Origin of the sequence: Paucibacter sp. Y2R2-4, from assembly GCF_025717535.1 — a bacterium.
Lineage (GTDB): Bacteria > Pseudomonadota > Gammaproteobacteria > Burkholderiales > Burkholderiaceae_C > Paucibacter_A.
In genome coordinates, this window is record NZ_JAJIRO010000005.1 from 405832 (window position 1) to 423185 (window position 17354).

Here is a 17354-nt window from a genome sequence, read left to right on the forward strand (position 1 = left end):
CATGAACTTCTTTGCGGTCCTTTTGGCCTTGCTGTGTGAACAGCTGAAACCTCTTCGTCACGGCAATGGCGTGCATCACGGCGTGATCGGCTGGGTCCGTTGGACCGGTCGTAACTTTGATGCCGGACGGGATCACCACGCCACCGTGGTCTGGGGCATCACTGTGCTTGGACCGGCTTTGTTGGCTGCCGTTGTCTATCTTGCGGTCGCTCGCTTCAGCTTGATGTTGGCCTTGGCCCTGGATGTTTTGGTCTTGTATCTGACCTTGGGCTTCCGGCAGTTCAGTCATTACTTCACCGATATTCGCGACGCCTTGGAGCGGGGCGATGATTTGGAAGCCCGGCGGCTGCTGTCCGAGTGGCGTCATTTGGATGCCAGCGAATTGCCTCGTACCGAATTGGTCCGTCATGCCATTGAGCATTCGCTGCTGGCCGCGCATCGCCATGTCTTTGGCGTGTTTTTCTGGTTTGTTTTGCTGTCAACTTTGGGGTTGGGTCCGGCCGGTGCGGTGCTGTACCGGATGGCTGAGTTCGTCAGCCGTTATTGGGCGTTCAAGAGTCGCACGCTGGAAGCGCCGACCAATATGCGCTTGATGGCTTTGTCCCGCATGTTGTTTGCCTGGGTCGATTACATTCCCGCGCGCTTGACGGCCACTGGCTTCACCATCGTGGGAAATTTTGAAGAAGCGGTGAATGGCTGGCGGCGTGATGCAGGCCTGTGGCTGCACCCCAATGAAGGCATTATTTTGGCCACCGCGGCTGGCGCCCTCGGTTTGCAATTGGGAGGGGCAGCTGCGCCCGGCGTGACCCCGGATCGAAGCAAGACTTTCAGCTCAGGTATGGACGGAGATGAAACATTGGCCGAAGGCTCAACGCCTGGACAATTGCCTCAGTTGGGCCATCTGCAGAGCGTGGTTGGCCTGATTTGGCGTTCGGTGGTCCTGTGGATGCTGCTGCTGGCCCTGATGACTCTGGCCAATTTGGTGGGCTAGCGCGACTCAATCAAGTGTTGGGATTCAGCCGCACCTGCACCGTCTCTTGCCGTTTTCGCGGAGCGCCATCTTCGATCGGTTTGGCACTTGTGACCTTAGGGGTTTAAAGTTCGACCTGCGGATGCCGAAACCATCCTCATGATCTGTGGCATTTTGTTTGCTCAGTCTTCGCCGGCTTGAGCGCGTCACAGCCCTGCAATCTCTCTCTAGTGGAGGTTTGCCATGATTACTTCTGTCGCGGGGGCCGCCGAGAAAACTTCCGGCACTGCCGTCCGAACCAATGCTGAAGACACGGTGAAGCGCACGGACTCGATTCGTGCAGCCAAGCCTGCTTCCAGTGCAGCGCCGGAGTCCGGGTCTTCGGTGGTCGAGATTTCCAGTGAAGGCGCACGCCGCGCCGCGCAACAGCAAGCGGTTCAAACGCGGGCGAGCGAGCAAGCGGATCCGTCTCCAATTGCGGCACCAGTCGATCAAGTGTTCAGTCCGGCCAATGAGCAGGCGCCTTCCACCACCTCGGCGGCCAATGAGTCGACCCGTGCGAGCCTGGCTTCGGCCGCTACTGATTCAAGTGCCCCTTCAAGCACAAGCTCAAGCGCTACTTCCACGAAACAAGCTGCCAGCACCGTCAAGGAGTTTGACGATGCCGACACCAATCAGGATTACACCGTCAGCGTCTTGGAGCGCCGTGCCTACGACTTTTTGCATCCCAGCTTGAATGGCAGTAGCGAACAGGATCAGACGGCCTCCTTGGCAAGCTTAGAGGGTCAAAAAGAAGCTCAGAACTCCCGCGCCATCGATGCAGAGCTGAAGGCTTACACCGAAATCGCCAAGGCCGGCCGGGTGGCCTGAGTTCTGCATATCGAATCAGGCGATGGAGTCGCCCAAAGAAAAAGGCCCGCGGAAGCGGGCCTTTGCTTTTCAACGGACTTGCAAGTTCATTCAGGCCGTGGCTTGAATGCCAGCAATGGCCCACTCGCGGCTTTCGTCGACGGGGCGAACCAGATGCCAGACCTCGTCAAAGTTTTCCGCCGCGGCATCGCTTTGTTCGCGGATCAAGCCCCAGAAGCGAACACTGACAATCTGCTGCCCATCATCTTGGGCGCGCTCAATCACCTTGGCATCCAGTTGCAGCACTTCGGTCGACTGTTTGGCGCCTTTGCGGTCCAACAAGTCTTGTTGAATCACACCGTACATCTCAGGCGTGGTAAAGCGGCGCAGATCGGCTTGGTCGCCCGCGTCATTGGCTGCTTGCAGTCGAATGAAGACTCGCTTGGCCAATTGCTCGAAACCGGCAGCATCAAAGCCGTCATGGGCAGGTGCCAAGTTCTGGCTAGCCACTGGGATGCCGGCAGGGGCTTGTACCGGCGCTGAAGCTGGAGCCGGGAAGGCATTCTGCGGCGGCAGTGTCTGGCTTGCCGGCTGGCTCATCGGGGTCTGGGTCGGGAAGGGCGCACCCGCTCCGGCAAACTGCATGCCTTCGGGTTTGGCCTTGTTGGCAGCCATACGACGCATGATGAAGCCGATCACGAACATCACCGCGACGCCGATCAGCAGCATGGTCATCATATTGGCCAAGGCGCCGCCAAGACCGAAATGGCTGGCCAGAGCGGCAATACCCAGACCTGCAGCCAAACCGGCGATGGGCCCCATCCAATTGCGTTTGGGGGCGGCTGCCGCGGCGGGCGCTGCGGCAGCGCCGGGCGTGGCAGGAGCCGCTTGTTGCGGCGCTGGCGTGGCTGCTTGCTGTGGGGGCGTGCCTTTGCTGGCATCGTGCGTCTGCTGCGGCGTGGCGCGCTTCATGCCGGAAGACCCTCCGCCGCCCAGTCGTTTCGCTTCGGCATCAAACGAAGTCAAGCTCATGGCCAAAACGGCGACGGCTGCACTCAAGACAAAGAATCGTTTCACTACAAACTTCCTCCAGGCCTACTATGGCCGATCTCCCCATTTTGGGGCAAGCCTTGTGTTCTCAAGCGCCCGTGCTCAATTAACAGCGCATGAACAGCGGATGAAAACCTCTCAGGCCTCGCGCACGTCGGCCAGCACGGTTTGGCCAAAGTCCTCCCGAGCCAGGTAACGCAAGACCTTGCCTGCTGCTTCTTCCGGGCTCATCAATTGACCGCTGCTCTTGAAACTGGCGAACACGGCTTGATCCGGAAACTTGCGCGGGTCTCCGCTGCGCAGCTGCAATTGCATCTCGGTGTCAATGATGCCGGGGGCCAGCGACACGATGCGGGCACCGTCTGGCTTGGCCGCTTCATCCAAAGCCATGGCGCGCGACAGATTGTCCATGCCCGCTTTCGCCGCGCAGTAGGCGGCGCTGCCGGCCATGGCGCGTCGGCCCAAACCGGATGAGATATTCAGAATGCGACGTTGCGCTCCCAGATGATTCGTCGCTCGCAAAAAGGCGCTGCTCAGCAAGAGGCAAGCTTCCAGCCCCACCCGAATGGCATTGGACAAGTCTTGAAGAGAAGTGTCGTCAACAGGCCCAGGTTGAGCGACGACGCCTGCGTTATTGATCAGGCAGGCCTGTTGGAAGCGATCTTTGGGCTGTGCCTTCAGCCAATCTTCCAAGGCTTCAGCGGCAGTGAGTGGTTGGGCCAGATCGAATGACCATTGCTCCAAGGCTGCCCCGCAGTTTTTCGCCTGCGCGTTCAGGGCTTCACTCTGGCCTCGTGAGATGCCGATCACCAGGTTTTGGGGAGACAGCAATTGCTGCGCCATGGCCAAGCCCATGCCGCGAGAGGCGCCGGTGACGATGTAAAGGCATTGATGAGTCATGGCTGGGCTTGCGTAGGGTTAGGTGACGGGCTGAATTGAAACACCAGCAGCAGGTTGTTGGCGGGCATTTGCAGCTTCTGATGCAGATGCAAGCCTAGGCTTTGAGCCTCTTGAGCAACGGCGGCCAAAGAGCGCAGACCCCAGGCGGGGTCACGGCGACGGAGGTCGGCATCAAAGTCCAAATTGCTGGGGGCCGTGGCTTCGCCAGGCACGAAAAACGGACCATAAATGATCAAACGCCCCTGCTCGTGCAGGTGGCGCTGTGCGCCTCGCATCAGGGCCGCACAGTTGGACCAGTCCGAGATGTGCAGCATATTCGCGCAGTAGATCAGATCGAGCTGCTGATGGCTTGGCGGCAAATGCCAATCGGATTGGCTGACATCCAGCTGCACTGCCTGGGGCGCATTCGGGCAGCGCTCCGCAATTGAGGCCAGCGCTTCCTCTGAAGGATCGGAGCCCAGCCACTGCCAAGCCGGCAGGGCCTGAATGAAGTGCTCCAGATGCTGGCCGGTACCGCTGGCGATTTCAAGCGCGAGGCCATGCTTGGGCAGCAGGCTCAGCAAGGCTTGCAAGATGGGCTGCCGGTTGCGCTCGGCGGCGGGCGAATGAAGCATGGCAAAGGGCTTTCGCTGAGAAGGCGGGAAGTAGGTCGGATGGATGAGTTAAAACTCTGGCGGGCATTCAAACTTCAAGCCCAGTGCGGGCAACTCCAGCACTCGGGCGTGTAGATAGAGCCTGGGGGCCTGATCAGTCTCAGGGCCGTACAGCGTGTCACCGATGATGGGATGCCCCAGCGCCAGCATATGCACCCGCAGCTGGTGGGTGCGTCCGGTCACGGGCTCGAGTTCAAGCCGGCTGTAGCGGGGCAGGCCGGGTCTGGCCAAATTGGCTAAATTGGCTAAATTGGCTAAATTGGCAGAACGGCTTGGACTGGCGCATGGCCCCTGTAACACGCGGTAGCGGGTCAGGGAGGGCTTGCCCAGAGCAAAGTCTACTTTTTGGCGAGGGCGGTTGGGCCAGTCGGTGAGTAGGGGCAAGTTCACTTCCGACCATTCCTGCGCAGGTGTGGAGCTCACATCGCCGTGCACCAAGGCCTCATAACGTTTGTGGACCTGCCGGGCTTCAAAGGCCATGCTGAGTTGTCGCTGCGATGCCGGGCCGCGCGCCAACAAGAGCAAGCCTGAGGTCGCCATGTCCAAGCGGTGCACGATCAAGGCTTCGGGAAACTGCTGCTGGATTCGGTGAATCACACAGTCTTGCTTGTCGGGGCCGCGGCCGGGGACCGAGAGCAGCCCGGCGGGCTTGTTGACGACCAGCAAGTCGGCATTGGCAAAAAGCAGAGGCACTTCGTCCCAGGGGCCGGCTGGATCTGGCGCAGGCAAGCCCAAGTCGGTCAAAACTGATCCACCCAAGCTGATTGCAAAGCGGATTGGGGATTGGAGCCAGCAGCCCGCACCGCCGCCAGCGCTTCTTCACGGCTGGCCCCCAAAGACTTCAACACGCAGGCGGCCACGGTGCCGGTGCGGCCGATGCCGGCTGCGCAATGCAGCAGCACTTGCTCGCCGAGGTTCAGGCTGTGGCAAATCTGTTCGACACCGAGCCGGAAGGCCGTGGGGTCGGCGCCGAGACCAAAGTCCCGCATCGGCAAATGCTGCCAGCGAAAAGGCAATCGACCTTCGGCAATTGCCTTGTGATAGGCCGGAGACAAATGCGCGACTTCTTCCAGAGGATTCAAGCAAACCACCAAATTGAGGCTGCGCTGACGTGCTTCATCCAAAAAACCGCCCCAGGATTCCAGTCGTCCCGGCATGGACTGCAGCCACAGGCGTGCCTGGGGCAGAGGAGGTTTGTGAAGAGAAGCGGGGAGTGAAACGGGGCGAAATGGCATGCCCCTATTTTCAGCCAAAGCTGTCAAAGGCCTGATGCCTATCTGGTTAATAAACTTTTTGTTTATTTATCTGGGGTGTGACGGCATGATGGCTTGATGTTGAAGACGCTTGGACTTGATTTGAATGCCTCAGACGAGGCAACGCGCCGAGCAAAGCACCTGATTTTGCTGAATGCAAGTGCTCGCCAGGGCGTCGAAGAGGTGGCTCCTTGACGGCGGGCTTGAAGCCGGCACCAGACCTGAGCGCAATCACGGTGCGCCATCCTCAATGGGTGTTGGTGGCCGTGTGTGCGTTGGCGCTGATGAGCACCATCGGCGTGTCCATGCCCTATCCCATCTTGGCGCCGATTTTTGTTGGAGGCCCGGTTGACGGCTTTACCCACTTTGCCGGCTTGGACCCGAAGTTCTTGATGGGCTTGGCGCTGGCGGCCAATCCTTTGGGCATCTTGCTGGGCAGCTTGTTCATTGGCCCCTTGTCAGACCGCCAGGGACGCCGCCAAGTTTTGGGTTTGACTCTAAGCGCGACCCTGTTGGGCCATGCCTTGACCGCCTATGCCTTGAGCGAACGGGACTACCTCTTGTTTATTTTTGCCCGGTGGGTGACCGGTCTGACCGAGAGCAATGTGGCTGTGGCGCGGGCCTTGTTGGCCGATATGCATGCGCAAATCGACCGCACCCGCGCTTTTGCTTGGCTCAATGCTTGTTTGTATATGGGCTGGCTCTTGGGGCCTTTGGTGGGGGGACTGACGCTGCCCTTGGGCGAAGCGGTGCCCTTTGTTTTGGCCGGTCTGGCCATGCTGCCTTGCCTGATGGTGCTGATGCTCTGGGTTCCTGCAGGTCAACCTCCTCTTGTTGATGGAAGCCAGCCGAAAAGAGGCTTTTGGTCTGCGCTTGGCGAGCAGCAGGTTCTGGGCTTGCTGCGTCGCGATCGGTTGCTGGCGACCTTGTTTGCGCTGCAGCTGTTTTACTGCCTGGGCGTCAACGCTTTGTATGAATTCGCGCCGCTGTGGATGTTGGAGAACCTGGGTTTTGGCAGTGTGGGCATCGCCTGGGTGACGGCGGCACAGTGTGCTGCCATGACCACGGCCAGCGTGATAGCCGGCAAGTTGCGCCAAAGCCGACGACCGCTGCGGCGCGCCGGTTTGTTAGCTCTGTGTGCCGCGCTGGGGCTGAGCGCCTTGGCTGTTTTGCCAGGTCAGCTGGGCTTGGCCGCCATCATTGGTTTGGGCCTGCCTTTGGCGCTGTACAACGCGGTGCTGCCGGCTTGGGTGTCAGAGCGCTTCGCCGACTATGGGCAAGGGCGGGTGATGGGCCTGCTCTCGACCATCTTCTGCCTGGCCAATGTTTTGATGGCGCTGGCCGGAGGGCTGATCTCTATGCTCTCAACCCGATGGATCATGGGCTTAGGCGGGCTCACCTGTGTGATTGCTGCGCTGGCGCTCTTGCGTCTGGCGAATCAAGAGGCCGGGCGGCCCGATGAGGGGAGCAAGCCGTGAAGGCGAGTACCGATCTCATGCTGGAGCAATTGAAGCGTCATGGGCCCCAATCGGCCACCGCTCTGGCCCATGCTTGTTCCATCACGCCCATGGGGGCGCACAAACAGCTGCAGCTCTTGCTGGCGCAGGGCCTGGTGGTCTTCGGTGAAAGCAGTGCCTCAGGTGTCGGTCGGCCTCAGCGCATCTGGCGCCTGACGGCGGCTGGCCATGGCCGCTTTCCCGATCGCCATGGCGATCTTTCGGTGCAACTGATTCGTCAAATCAAGCAGACCTTAGGGCCACAAGCCTTGGACCGGCTGATCACCGCCCGAGAGGAAGAAAGTCTGCTGCTGTACCAAGGCCGTCTGGCTGGCTTGAAAGGCTTGGCTGAACGGGTTCAGACCCTGGCCGCCATGCGCCTGGAGGAGGGCTATATGGCGAGGGCGGAAGTCGATGGCGAAAGGCCAGGCGCTTACTTGCTGATCGAGGACCATTGCCCCATTTGCGCTGCTGCGACCGAATGTCAGGGTTTTTGCCGCTCTGAGTTGAATCTGTTTCAGCGCTGCATGGGTGAACAAGTGAAGGTCTCGCGCGCCGAGCATCAGTTGGACCGGGCCAGGCGTTGCGCTTATCGCTTTGAGGAGTTGAGCTCGCCCGCTTGAGGGGTCTCTGTGCCAAGCGGCGTCTATGCCTGGCGCTTCTTCCTTCGCCGCCAAGCCAGCGCCAAACCGAGCACGAGCAATAAGAGCCCCAAGGCCAAGAGTAAAGCCGGCACGCCCAGATCTTGCGGATCTTGGAGCCAAGCCAAGATCCAGTCCATAAAGAAGGCCATGGCCAAAATGCTGGGCGACATGCCGATCAAGGTGCCAAGCAGCAAGTCGCGCAAGCGGATATGGGTCGCTCCTGCCGCCATATTGGCCACCGCAAACGGTGCCAGCGGTACGACGCGCAGCGTGATCACCGCCCACAAGCCACGCGCCCCTAGGCTCTGGCTGAGCAGTCGCACCCGTGGGCCGGCCAGGGTTTGCAAGGCTTGGTGGCCCAAATGATGGCCAATGGCATGGCTGATGCTGGCGCTGATCAAAGCCCCGATCAACACCGTCGCAAATCCGGCCCAGGGCCCTAGCACCGCAATGACCAGCAGCGCCAGCAGTCCCAAGGGCACGGCCAAGGAGAGCGCCAGCGTGAACAAGGCCAGGACCCAGCCAGGACCGGCCGATTGCGCCGAGGCTTGCAATAGCGCGAGTGACTGCTTCAGGTCCTGGCTGCCCGCGCTCCAATACACGGCCAGAGTGATCAAAGTGATCAAGCATGCGCCTAGCACCAAGAGCCGCGTCAGCGCCTTGAACCGGGCAGATCTCACATGGCGGTCTGCGGTCAATTCTTCCGGCTCATGGCTGTCATTGGGCGCGCTGGAGGGCCGGCCCTTGCTTGGCGTCTCGGCCGGTCGAAGGTCCGAGCTCATGCGCCTTCTTGCGTGCTGAGTGATTGCATAAAGCGTCGCATGGTATCGGCCAAGTCTTGCGCATGGCCGGGCTCAAAAATAGAACCATGCAGGCCCGTCACAGTTTGAGTGCTCAGCTGGCGCGGCATCATGCGGTGCCAGGCTTGAAACAGCAGGCGGTTCCAGCCCGCCAGCCCGCTGGACTTGATCAAGAGTACCGGCCCTTCAAAGGCTTGGCATTGATGGCCGCGCAGGGCCATCACCTGGCTGATCAGGCCGGGATCGCTGAACATGGCGCTCAGGCGCCGCCCGTTCATGCTGAGTTCTTGCATGTGTAGCTTGCGCACCAACCAGCCCAGCGTACGCCAAGAGGCCGCGCCTCCAAACACGGCGTCCGGGTGAATGGTGTCCAGCAGCATCAGCCCCAGCGGTGGATGGCCACGGCGCTGCAGTTCACGCGCGGTTTCCAGCGCACTGACGCCGCCGACCGAAAAGCCGGCCAAAAAAGTAGGCCCGGAGTGGGGGGCTTGGGCCTCAATGGCATCGGCATAGAGGGAGGCAAATTCCTTCATCGTGGCGGGCGGCGGTTCCAATGGTGCTTGCAGCATGAATAACTTGGCCTCGCCTTGCAGCGCGGCGGCGAGATTTTGCAGACGCAAGATGTCACCAAATCCAGAGGCCGCCAGATAGATGACCGGACGCTGTTGGCTGTCAGCCGGGTCGACTTCGTCGAGCGCGGTATCGGCGCTGCCGAGCCCACCGTCGAGGGCTCTCAGCACCTCCGGCCGGGCTGCTGGCAGGCTGAGCGCTTGTGCCAGTTCAGCGATCGTCGGGTGGTCCGCCATCAACTGCAGCGGCAGCGTGCGTCCGAGGCGTTCTTCCATGCTGCCCAGAATGGACAAGGCCGCCAAAGAGTCGCCGCCCAAATCAAAGAAGTTGTCGTGCACGCCGAACATTTTGGGCGGGGGGCTCAAGCCGTTTTCTGCCGCTGGCGTCAGCGCTTGCTGCCAGAGTGCGAACAAAGCGTGCTCCATGGCGGAGTTGGGGGCTTGAGGGCCTGATGAGGCGTGCTGTGTCCGACTTGATTCAGCGCTGGGCAGGGCGGCCAAGTCGATCTTGCCGTTGTCGCTCAGCGGCAGCGTTTCAAGACAGACGACTCGGCTGGGGCGCATATAGTCCGGCAGCTGGCTGCGTAAACCCGCTTGGATCGCGGCTGGATCGAGTGCAATGCCGCCCAGCCAAGCATGCAAAGCCGGGGGCTGGCCGGCGGCCCGAACCAGTTGAACGACCGCCTGGCTGACACCGACCAAGGCCAGACAGGCAGCTTCGACTTCAGCGAGCTCAATGCGATAGCCGCGCAGCTTGACCTGGCGATCGGCCCGGCCGCTGAAATGCAGTCGGCCCGCCATATCAAACCAGCCCCGATCACCGCTGCGGTACAGGCGCGGCTGCGCTAGCCCGGGTAGGGCACTTTGGAAAGGGTCGGGAAAGAAGGCTTGTTCATCCAAGTCAGGGCGGCCCAAATAGCCTCGGGCCAAGGCACCGCCGCCGATAAAGATGTCGCCGACCACGCCATGCGGCAGCACTTGCAGTTGCGGCCCCAAGACGTAGAGACGGGTGTCATCAATCGGCCGCCCGATGGGAAGGTCCGCGTGGGCTGGCGCTGCTGGGGCTGCACCCAACACCTGCACGCCTGGATCAAGCGCAGGCAGGAGGGTGGGGCCGGTATGGAGGCTTTGGCATGCCCAAGCGCTGGCGAAAATGGTCGCTTCGGTCGGGCCATAAACGTTGTAGAGCTGCGCGCCGGTTTCGCGCATGAACCGGTCGGCCAGCGTCGGTGTCAACACATCCCCGCCACAACAAGCCACGCGCAGCTTGAGTGCGGGCGCACCGGGTTCCTCAGAACGGCCACGCCAACCGGCCAGCAGACCCGGCAGCGAGGAGGGTACAAAGGCGCTGAAGGTGGCGCCATGGCGCAGGATGAACTCTGCCAGGCGTTGCGGATGCAAACGTCCCGGTGGCGCCAGCGCAATGCTGGCGCCTTGCGTCAGCGGCAGCAACAATTCAATCAAGGCCGGGTCAAAACTCAGCTGTGTGCCTTGAGCCGAGCGGTCTTCGGCTTGAATCGCCCAGGCTTTGGACAGCCAGGCCAGGCGGCGCGACAAGGCGCCATGCTCGATCATCACGCCTTTGGGTCGACCGCTTGTTCCCGAGGTAAACAAGACATAAGCAAGGTCATCGGCCCCGGCTTTGGCCCAGGACCACAAGGCGGCCGCCTCTGCATGGAGGCGGTCTACGGCGCCTCGGTCTCCCAGTACTTGAAGCTTGGCGTCGAGCGACACATGCAAGCAGCGGCTGTGCAATCTCAGGAGTTCTTGGGGTGCTTTGGGGTCCAATAGCAAGGCCACTGCGCCGCTATCGACCAAGATGCCCGCCAAACGAGCCAGCGGCGCTTGTGGATCCAGGGGCAAGAAGGCAGCGCCCGCCCTGCCAATGGCGAGTACCGCAATCACCATCTCGGGCGAGCGCTCCAGAGCCAAAGCCACGACCTTGTTTCGCGCAGCGCCCAGGGTGCGCAATTGGCCCGCCAGGCTTTCAACCCGCCGCGCCAGCTCGCCATAGCTCATCTGGCCCTCGTTCCAGACCAAAGCGCAACGCTCCGGCCAGAGGGCCGCTTGATGTTCGAAAAGATCGATATAGGGTTGGGGCGCTTCGAGCTGCGCCAGGTCTTTGTGCACGCCATTCACCAAGGCCCAGCGCTCTTCGTCGGGCAGCAGTTCAAAGTCTTCAAGCCTTGTTTCGGGCTGGGTGCTCAGCGCTTGGGCCAGCAGCCAGATCCTGGCGCCCAGCAACTCGGCCTCGCCGGCTTCGAAGCAATTGGCGCTTGCTTCCAGCACCATTTCGGGATCGAGTTGCTTGCCAAAATCACACAAGCTGATGGCGAGTGGATAGCGGGCCAAACCGGCGAAGAGTTGGCGCGACTCGGTCAGTTGGGCTTCACCAAATGGCAAGTCATAGTCTTGCCGTTCAAAGGACAAGAGCACATCCACCAGATGGTCTCTGCCCTCTCGCAGCAAATGCAAACGTTGGCCCAAATCACTGAGTGGATAGCGGGGATGTCGCAAGGCGCCCAGCATTTGCTGACCGACGTGGTGCAACAGGTCCTTGGCCCTTGCCTGGGGCTGAAGTTCGATACGGACCGCCAAGATACCGGCGAACATGCCGGGCGTGCGCATGAAGCGCCGTCCTGAACGGTTCAAGCTGGGCACGCCAATCAGCAGACTGCTGCGTTGCTGAACCCGGCCAAAGTAGAGCGCCAAGGCGGCCAGAAAGCAGGCAAAAGGGCTGCTGCCCAGCGCCTCGGCGGCGGAGCTCATGGCGGCATAGTCGCGGCGATTCAGCTGCAAATGAGCCAGGTGAGCGGCGGGCAGGCTGGGTCTGGCGCTCGCTTCGGGCGAGGCCAGCGGCGTGTGCTTGCTGCCCGGCCCGCGTGCGCAGAAAAGGGCTTGAGGCGGACTGCCGACTTGCTGCAACCAATAGTCTGCGTCCAGGGCAAACTGTGGCGACTCCCGGTAGTTCAGGGAGGCTTGGATGAAGTCCAGATAAGGCGGTGGCGTTCCGGAAGCAGTTTCGCCGGCCAAGTCTGACACTGTGGGTGCCAGGCTTTGGTAGAGATCACTCCAGAGTTGCATCACTTGGCTGCTGCCCCAGCCATCCATGACCAGATGGTGGAATTGAATCGTCAGACCCCACAAGTTGTCACTGGCCTTGAGCAAGATGAAGCGCCAGGGCGGGCGATCATTCAAGGCAATGGGCTCGCGAATGCGCTGCTGCCAATAGGCGCGCATGCTTTGCTGGGGGTCAGGTGTTGACTCGGGGAGTTCCACCAGCGTCAACGGTGGCTCGTAGTGGCGCAGCAGGATTTGCGTGCCGTCAGGCTGCGGCACAAGGCGCAGGGCATCGCAGCGTTCCACCAGCATTTGCAAGGCGCGTTGGAAGCGGCCGAGGTCCAGCGGGCCTCGAAAAAATCCAGCGCCACCGATGTTCAAGTGAGCACTGCCGGGCCACGCACGCTGATCCAACCAAACTTCACGCTGGCTCAGTGACAGCGGGAGGCTGTCGCCTGCGGTCAAGTCCGCTGTTTGAGGATGTCCCATTCGCCGATTTTTTCCATCGCATAGCGGTAGCCGACCTCGGCAATATCGGCACCTCGACCGTAAGCCATGAGGGTAAACTCAGCCACCGGCGGCTCCAGATAATGGTCGGCTTGCGCAATGGTGCGAAAACGTTGGTTCACGCCGCCGACATGAGAGGCGCTGTAGAGGATGTCGGCAATGCCCGGCGAGGCCGGCGCATTCTTGAATGCCATGCGCTTGAAGGTGCTCCAGGTGCTGAGGCGCTCCAACTTGGCATCCGCAAACAAACTCTCCCGCACATCGACATCAATGGCAATGATCAGGCCATTGCCACGGCGTCGCTCTAGCGGCGTGCCCAGCCGCATGCGCATCGGCTGCACTGGAACGTTTTCGAGAATGGCGCCGTCTACCAAGAGCGAGCCCTGATGCAGCACCGGCGGCAGCAAGCCAGCGGGTGAGTTGCTGGCCAAGACGGCTTTCCAAAGCGGGCCACTGTCCAGCACCTGCGTACTGCCCAGGCTCAAATTGCAGGCGGCGGCGAAATAGGGCTTCCACAACTGCTCGATCAATTGATCACCGAACATCGCCTGCAGGTCACGTTCGACGCGCCGACCCCGCACCAGCGAGACCAAGGGCAAGGCGGGCCATTCGCCGCCCGCAGCAAAGCGCTGGGTTTGGCTCAAGATCTGCTGCAAGTCGTGCCCGCAAGCGTATTGCGCCGCGATCAGCGCACCCATGCTGTTGCCGCCGATGAGGTCGACAGGAATTGAGGCTTCATTCAAGGCACGCAAGACGCCCAGATGCGCAAAGCCGCGGGCGCCTCCGCCGCCCAGCACCACGCCGACCGCCGAGCCGGTCAGAAAGCGCGCCAGCCTCTCGGCATCGCGTCGGCGGCTCAGTCTCATCGGGTAGATGCGCTCCAGATCTCGCCCTTGCAGCCAGGGGCCGGGCAAGGTCGGCAAGGCGCGTTGATCTGCATGCAGCAAGGCCAGGTGCTTGCGCTTGAGCGCGTAGCCAGCTTCTTGCGCAAGGCTACGCTCAATAGGCTCCAAGCCCGGCGCGGCGTCCGCGTTCGCAACAAAAATCAGCTGATCGGCCTGGCGAAAGGCACGGCGCGTCCAGGCCAAAGCCTCGGGCTTGGCGCTGGCCTCGTAGACGATGAACTCATGTGCGTCCTCCAGCCGCGCCAACTCGTCGTCAGGAATCGATGTACGCAACAAAACGACGCGTCCTTGGCGCGCCAGGGCCAGGGTCAGTTCGCGCGCCAGTTCGGCCGTGGGAACTTCGGCGTTCAAAGGGATCAAGGCAAAGGTCTGCGCCATGCGGCGCTCGCCCGCTTCGCTGACGTTGCGCAGTCGGTCGTAAACCGCTTTCAGGAAGACCTGCGACAGCTGCAGCGGAAAGCGTTGCAACAGCGCTTCATAGGCCGCTCGGTTCAGCACAGCCAGTGTCGAGTCGCGGACGGCAGTGACGTCTTGAGCGCGGGGCTGGCCCAGAATCAAGCCCAACTCACCGATGCTCTGGCCGGGCTGCACCTGGTTGTACAAGAGGATTTGGCCGGTCTTGTCTTGGCGCGAGACGCGCAAGCCTCCGCTGATGACAAAGACGATGCTGTCTGAGTTTTGGCCTTCGCTGATGATGCGTTCGCCACCGTGCACATGGCGGAGCTCGATGGCCGCCGCCAGGGCCTTCAGAATGCCCTCTTCCAGGCTCCCGAAGACCGAGCTGTCTCTCAAGACCTCGAATACGCGCTGCTGTTGAGCATCGGCGGCTTCTTCATTCATCGCCGCAGTCTAGTCGCAGGCCTAAAAAAAAGCAGGCCCGTGTTTTCCAACACGGGCCTGCTTTGTGAAGCGCAAGCCTGGATGGCGCTTGCGCTTGATCTCAGTTCTGAAACATCAGTTCGGCACCAGGGCAGAGCCCAGGGCTTGCACCGCTTCGTCCAGCTTGGAAGCAGCCAGGGCCTTGCACTGTTCGATCGAGGCGTTGGCTTGCTGGCCAAAGGTGGTGGCGCTCTTGGCCGGCTTGAACAGCAATTCCTTGCCGCTGACCGGCAGCATCAGGGTGCGAGCGGTGATGACGCAGGTCTTGGAAGCGTCAATGCCGCCTTCCACTTGGCTCAGGAAGCCCCATTTTTTGGCCGGGTAGAGCTTGACGAACTTGGCCGAAGGAGCCTTCAACCAAATGCCTTCGGCGGTCGCTTGATCCATCCAAGGAGCGGTCGAATGGTCGGTGATGATGTACTTGGCGGGAGCAGCCAGGGCCAGGGAGGCGCAGGGCAGCAGCATGACAGCGATCAGCTTGGAGATTTTCATGGAATTCTTTCGACCAATGGATATTCTGGAGCACTCGACCGGGCACGGCCGATCGGCGGCATTGTAGAGACTCGCTGAGCGCCAAACCTAACTCAGTCGCAGGCGGACTACTGGAGAAAACCCTAGTTTTTACCCGCGTCAGTTGAATTCCCGAGGCCGCTTCAGCTCAGCAGCCAGCTGCTGATCCTGAAGGTTAGGAAGGAGGCCAAGTACGCCAGGCCGAACAAATAGCTGGCCATCAGCAGCGGCATTTTCAGCCCGCCGGTTTCACGCTTCACCGCGGCCAGAGTGGCCAGGCATTGCGGTGCGAAGACAAACCAAGCCAGCAGCGAGAGCGCCGTTGGCAGGCTCCAGCTCTCGGCAATCAAGGGCGCCAAGGCTTGCGCTGTGTCCTCAGCCGTGGAGGACAAGGCGTAGACCGTCCCCAAGGCGCTGATGGCGATCTCGCGGGCGGCAAGACCTGGCACCAGCGCGAGGCTGATTTGCCAGTTGAAGCCGATGGGCTCAAACACATGGGCCAGCGCACGACCCAGCATGCCGGCAAAGCTGTGTTCTATGGCCAAGCCACTGGCGCCGGGCGGTGGTGCCGGGAAGCTCGACAAGGCCCAGAGCAAGAGCGTCAACACCAAGATGATGCCGCCGACGCGTTTCAGAAAGATCTCGGCGCGCTGCCAAAGTCCGATCAGCACATTGCGAGGGTTGGGCCAGTGGTAGCTGGGCAGCTCCATCATCAGCGGACGCACTTGTTGGCGACTGGTGAAACGCTTGAGCACCCAGGCCACCGCCAGAGCACCGACGATGCCGGCCAAGTAAAGCCCGAACAGCACCAAGCCTTGCAAAGAAAGCCCGCCCCAAACCTCCCGCTGTGGGATGAAGGCGCCGATCAACAGTGCGTACACCGGCAGGCGGGCCGAACAGGTCATCAGTGGCGCGATCATCAGGGTGACCAAACGGTCGCGGGAATTGGCGATGCTGCGAGTCGCCATGATGCCGGGGATGGCGCAGGCAAAGCTCGACAGCAAGGGAATGAAGCTGCGGCCAGACAAACCGACACTGCCCATCAAACGGTCAAGCAAGAAGGCAGCGCGCGGCAGGTAGCCGGATTCCTCCAACACCAGGATGAAGAAGAACAGGATCAGAATCTGCGGCAGGAACACCAGCACGCCGCCGACGCCAGCGATCAGCCCGTCAACGACCAGGCTGCGCAGGTGGCCTTCGGGCAGCAGCGGGCCGACTTGCTGACCCAGCCAAGCCATGCTGGACTCGATCATCTCCTTGGGGGTTTCGGCCCAGCTGAACACAGCCTGGAACAAGAGGAAGAGTATTGCCGCCATGATCAGCGGCCCGAGCAGCGGATGCAACAACACCCGGTCCACGCGGTCGCTCGGCAGGTGCGGCAATTGCCGGTCCAGATTCAAGCTCTGCAAGATCTGCTTCACCACCGCGTGATCGGTGTCGGGCTGGCTGTCCAAATTCAGATCGGGCAGGGCTTGAGTTGCCGGCGCCCAGACTTCGCGTTGGTCCAGCAAAGCCTTCAACTCGTCGATGCCTTCGCCGCGAGTGGCGACTGTGCGCACGACCGGCACGCCCAACGCGTCGGAGAGCTGCTCGGTGTTGATCTCAATCCCGCGCTTGGCTGCAAGGTCTGCCATGTTCAACACCACGACGCAGGGCAGGCTCAGGCGTTTGACGGCCAACACCAGGCGCAAGGTGCGACGCAGATTGGTGGCATCCAGCACGCAGACCACCAAGTCAGGGCGCTTCTCACCGCGCGCGCGCCCGGCCAGCACATCGCAGGTCACGCGTTCATCTGGCGACCTGGGGTGCAGACTGTAAGTGCCTGGCAGATCGAGCAGGCGCAAAGCCCGACCCGCGGCGCTGTGCAGGCGCCCCTCTTTGCGCTCGACCGTGACGCCGGCGTAGTTGGCCACCTTTTGATGGCTGCCGGTCAGGCGGTTGAAGAGGGCGGTCTTGCCGCAGTTCGGGTTGCCCACCAGAGCCAACAAGGGACCGCTGGGATGCACATGAATCACCGACTCACGCATGCAGAGGCTCCCCTGCGTCGATGCGGCCAACCGCCACACATTCGGCTTCTGCGCGGCGCAGCGCGAAGGTGGATTGCCCGATGCGCACCACCAAGGGGTCTGCGCCGGGTTGACCGCGCGCCATCACCCGCACCGCCTCGCCTGGCAAAAAACCGATCTCTTCCAACCACGCCGACCATTCGGGCGCGTGCTGGGGCGCAGTGATGCTGAGGACTTGCAGTGGCTCGCCAAGGGCGGCTTGAGCCAGATTGCCAGGGGAATCGGTCTTCATGGACAGGGGCG

General features: G+C 61.5%; 15 protein-coding genes. 4 read left to right on the forward strand and 11 right to left on the reverse strand.

The features are described 5' to 3' along the window. The first annotated feature begins 1 nt into the window (after nucleotide 1). Complete coding sequence (locus LNV06_RS20265; RefSeq protein WP_263540098.1) at nucleotides 2–991, forward strand: CobD/CbiB family protein; 990 nt, start codon at nucleotides 2–4, stop codon at nucleotides 989–991. A gap of 222 nt (nucleotides 992–1213) precedes the next feature. Beyond that, nucleotides 1214–1840, forward strand: coding sequence for a hypothetical protein (locus LNV06_RS20270; protein WP_263540099.1), 627 nt, complete (start codon nucleotides 1214–1216; stop codon nucleotides 1838–1840). Between the two features lie 90 nt (nucleotides 1841–1930). Here LNV06_RS20270 and LNV06_RS20275 read toward each other — a convergent pair whose 3' ends face one another. The 5 genes from LNV06_RS20275 to LNV06_RS20295 form a co-directional block, all read right to left on the reverse strand. Beyond that, nucleotides 1931–2896, reverse strand: a complete 966-nt coding sequence (locus LNV06_RS20275) for a Tim44 domain-containing protein (RefSeq protein WP_263540100.1) — start codon at nucleotides 2894–2896, stop codon at nucleotides 1931–1933. Between the two features lie 111 nt (nucleotides 2897–3007). Beyond that, nucleotides 3008–3769 carry an SDR family NAD(P)-dependent oxidoreductase gene (locus LNV06_RS20280; RefSeq protein ID WP_263540101.1) on the reverse strand — a complete coding sequence of 254 codons (762 nt, stop codon included), beginning with the start codon at nucleotides 3767–3769 and terminating at the stop codon, nucleotides 3008–3010. Beyond that, on the reverse strand, nucleotides 3766–4383 hold the full coding sequence (locus LNV06_RS20285; protein WP_263540102.1) for a DUF938 domain-containing protein: 618 nt from the start codon (nucleotides 4381–4383) through the stop codon (nucleotides 3766–3768). Before LNV06_RS20285 ends, LNV06_RS20280 begins: the two co-directional genes overlap by 4 nt. Before the next feature lie 48 nt (nucleotides 4384–4431). Continuing rightward, nucleotides 4432–5151 carry an RluA family pseudouridine synthase gene (locus LNV06_RS20290; protein WP_411970145.1) on the reverse strand — a complete coding sequence of 240 codons (720 nt, stop codon included), beginning with the start codon at nucleotides 5149–5151 and terminating at the stop codon, nucleotides 4432–4434. A gap of 11 nt (nucleotides 5152–5162) precedes the next feature. Continuing rightward, a complete protein-coding gene (locus LNV06_RS20295; RefSeq protein WP_263540103.1) occupies nucleotides 5163–5579 on the reverse strand; it encodes a protein-tyrosine phosphatase family protein in 417 nt (138 codons plus the stop codon). Between the two features lie 299 nt (nucleotides 5580–5878). On the opposite strand from LNV06_RS20295, the gene LNV06_RS20300 reads away from it, so the two are divergent. Together LNV06_RS20300 and LNV06_RS20305 are read left to right on the forward strand one after the other, a co-directional pair. After that, complete coding sequence (locus LNV06_RS20300) at nucleotides 5879–7153, forward strand: MFS transporter (protein WP_263540104.1); 1275 nt, start codon at nucleotides 5879–5881, stop codon at nucleotides 7151–7153. Beyond that, nucleotides 7150–7794 (forward strand): helix-turn-helix transcriptional regulator, encoded by a 645-nt coding sequence (locus LNV06_RS20305; protein WP_263540105.1) that lies wholly within the window; start codon nucleotides 7150–7152, stop codon nucleotides 7792–7794. The genes LNV06_RS20300 and LNV06_RS20305 overlap by 4 nt, the downstream gene beginning before the upstream one ends. A 23-nt stretch (nucleotides 7795–7817) precedes the next feature. Here LNV06_RS20305 and LNV06_RS20310 read toward each other — a convergent pair whose 3' ends face one another. From LNV06_RS20310 to LNV06_RS20335, 6 genes are all read right to left on the reverse strand, one after another. After that, nucleotides 7818–8597 (reverse strand): TVP38/TMEM64 family protein, encoded by a 780-nt coding sequence (locus tag LNV06_RS20310; protein WP_263540106.1) that lies wholly within the window; start codon nucleotides 8595–8597, stop codon nucleotides 7818–7820. After that, a complete protein-coding gene (locus LNV06_RS20315; protein WP_263540107.1) occupies nucleotides 8594–12733 on the reverse strand; it encodes a non-ribosomal peptide synthetase in 4140 nt (1379 codons plus the stop codon). The genes LNV06_RS20310 and LNV06_RS20315 overlap by 4 nt, the downstream gene beginning before the upstream one ends. Further along, nucleotides 12706–14496 (reverse strand): cyclic nucleotide-binding and patatin-like phospholipase domain-containing protein, encoded by a 1791-nt coding sequence (locus tag LNV06_RS20320; RefSeq protein ID WP_263540108.1) that lies wholly within the window; start codon nucleotides 14494–14496, stop codon nucleotides 12706–12708. The genes LNV06_RS20315 and LNV06_RS20320 overlap by 28 nt, the downstream gene beginning before the upstream one ends. Before the next feature lie 114 nt (nucleotides 14497–14610). Continuing rightward, nucleotides 14611–15027, reverse strand: coding sequence for a hypothetical protein (locus tag LNV06_RS20325; protein ID WP_263540109.1), 417 nt, complete (start codon nucleotides 15025–15027; stop codon nucleotides 14611–14613). A gap of 161 nt (nucleotides 15028–15188) precedes the next feature. Then, entirely contained in the window at nucleotides 15189–17072 is a 1884-nt protein-coding gene (gene feoB, locus LNV06_RS20330; RefSeq protein ID WP_263540110.1) for a ferrous iron transporter B, read from the reverse strand. Further along, nucleotides 17065–17343 carry a FeoA family protein gene (locus tag LNV06_RS20335; protein WP_318013540.1) on the reverse strand — a complete coding sequence of 93 codons (279 nt, stop codon included), beginning with the start codon at nucleotides 17341–17343 and terminating at the stop codon, nucleotides 17065–17067. Before LNV06_RS20335 ends, feoB begins: the two co-directional genes overlap by 8 nt. Nucleotides 17344–17354 lie beyond the last annotated feature (11 nt).

Excerpts from the sequence above, each read along its gene's own strand:
- LNV06_RS20295 (WP_263540103.1), bottom strand. The coding sequence starts at position 5,579 with ATGCCGGGACGACTGGAATCCTGGGGCGGTTTTTTGGATGAAGCACGT.
- LNV06_RS20285 (WP_263540102.1), bottom strand. The coding sequence starts at position 4,383 with ATGCTTCATTCGCCCGCCGCCGAGCGCAACCGGCAGCCCATCTTGCAA.
- LNV06_RS20335 (WP_318013540.1), bottom strand. The coding sequence starts at position 17,343 with ATGAAGACCGATTCCCCTGGCAATCTGGCTCAAGCCGCCCTTGGCGAG.
- feoB (WP_263540110.1), bottom strand. The coding sequence starts at position 17,072 with ATGCGTGAGTCGGTGATTCATGTGCATCCCAGCGGTCCCTTGTTGGCT.
- LNV06_RS20325 (WP_263540109.1), bottom strand. The coding sequence starts at position 15,027 with ATGAAAATCTCCAAGCTGATCGCTGTCATGCTGCTGCCCTGCGCCTCC.
- LNV06_RS20310 (WP_263540106.1), bottom strand. The coding sequence starts at position 8,597 with ATGAGCTCGGACCTTCGACCGGCCGAGACGCCAAGCAAGGGCCGGCCC.
- LNV06_RS20280 (WP_263540101.1), bottom strand. The coding sequence starts at position 3,769 with ATGACTCATCAATGCCTTTACATCGTCACCGGCGCCTCTCGCGGCATG.
- LNV06_RS20315 (WP_263540107.1), bottom strand. The coding sequence starts at position 12,733 with ATGGGACATCCTCAAACAGCGGACTTGACCGCAGGCGACAGCCTCCCG.
- LNV06_RS20270 (WP_263540099.1), top strand. The coding sequence starts at position 1,214 with ATGATTACTTCTGTCGCGGGGGCCGCCGAGAAAACTTCCGGCACTGCC.
- LNV06_RS20320 (WP_263540108.1), bottom strand. The coding sequence starts at position 14,496 with ATGAATGAAGAAGCCGCCGATGCTCAACAGCAGCGCGTATTCGAGGTC.
- LNV06_RS20265 (WP_263540098.1), top strand. The coding sequence starts at position 2 with ATGAACTTCTTTGCGGTCCTTTTGGCCTTGCTGTGTGAACAGCTGAAA.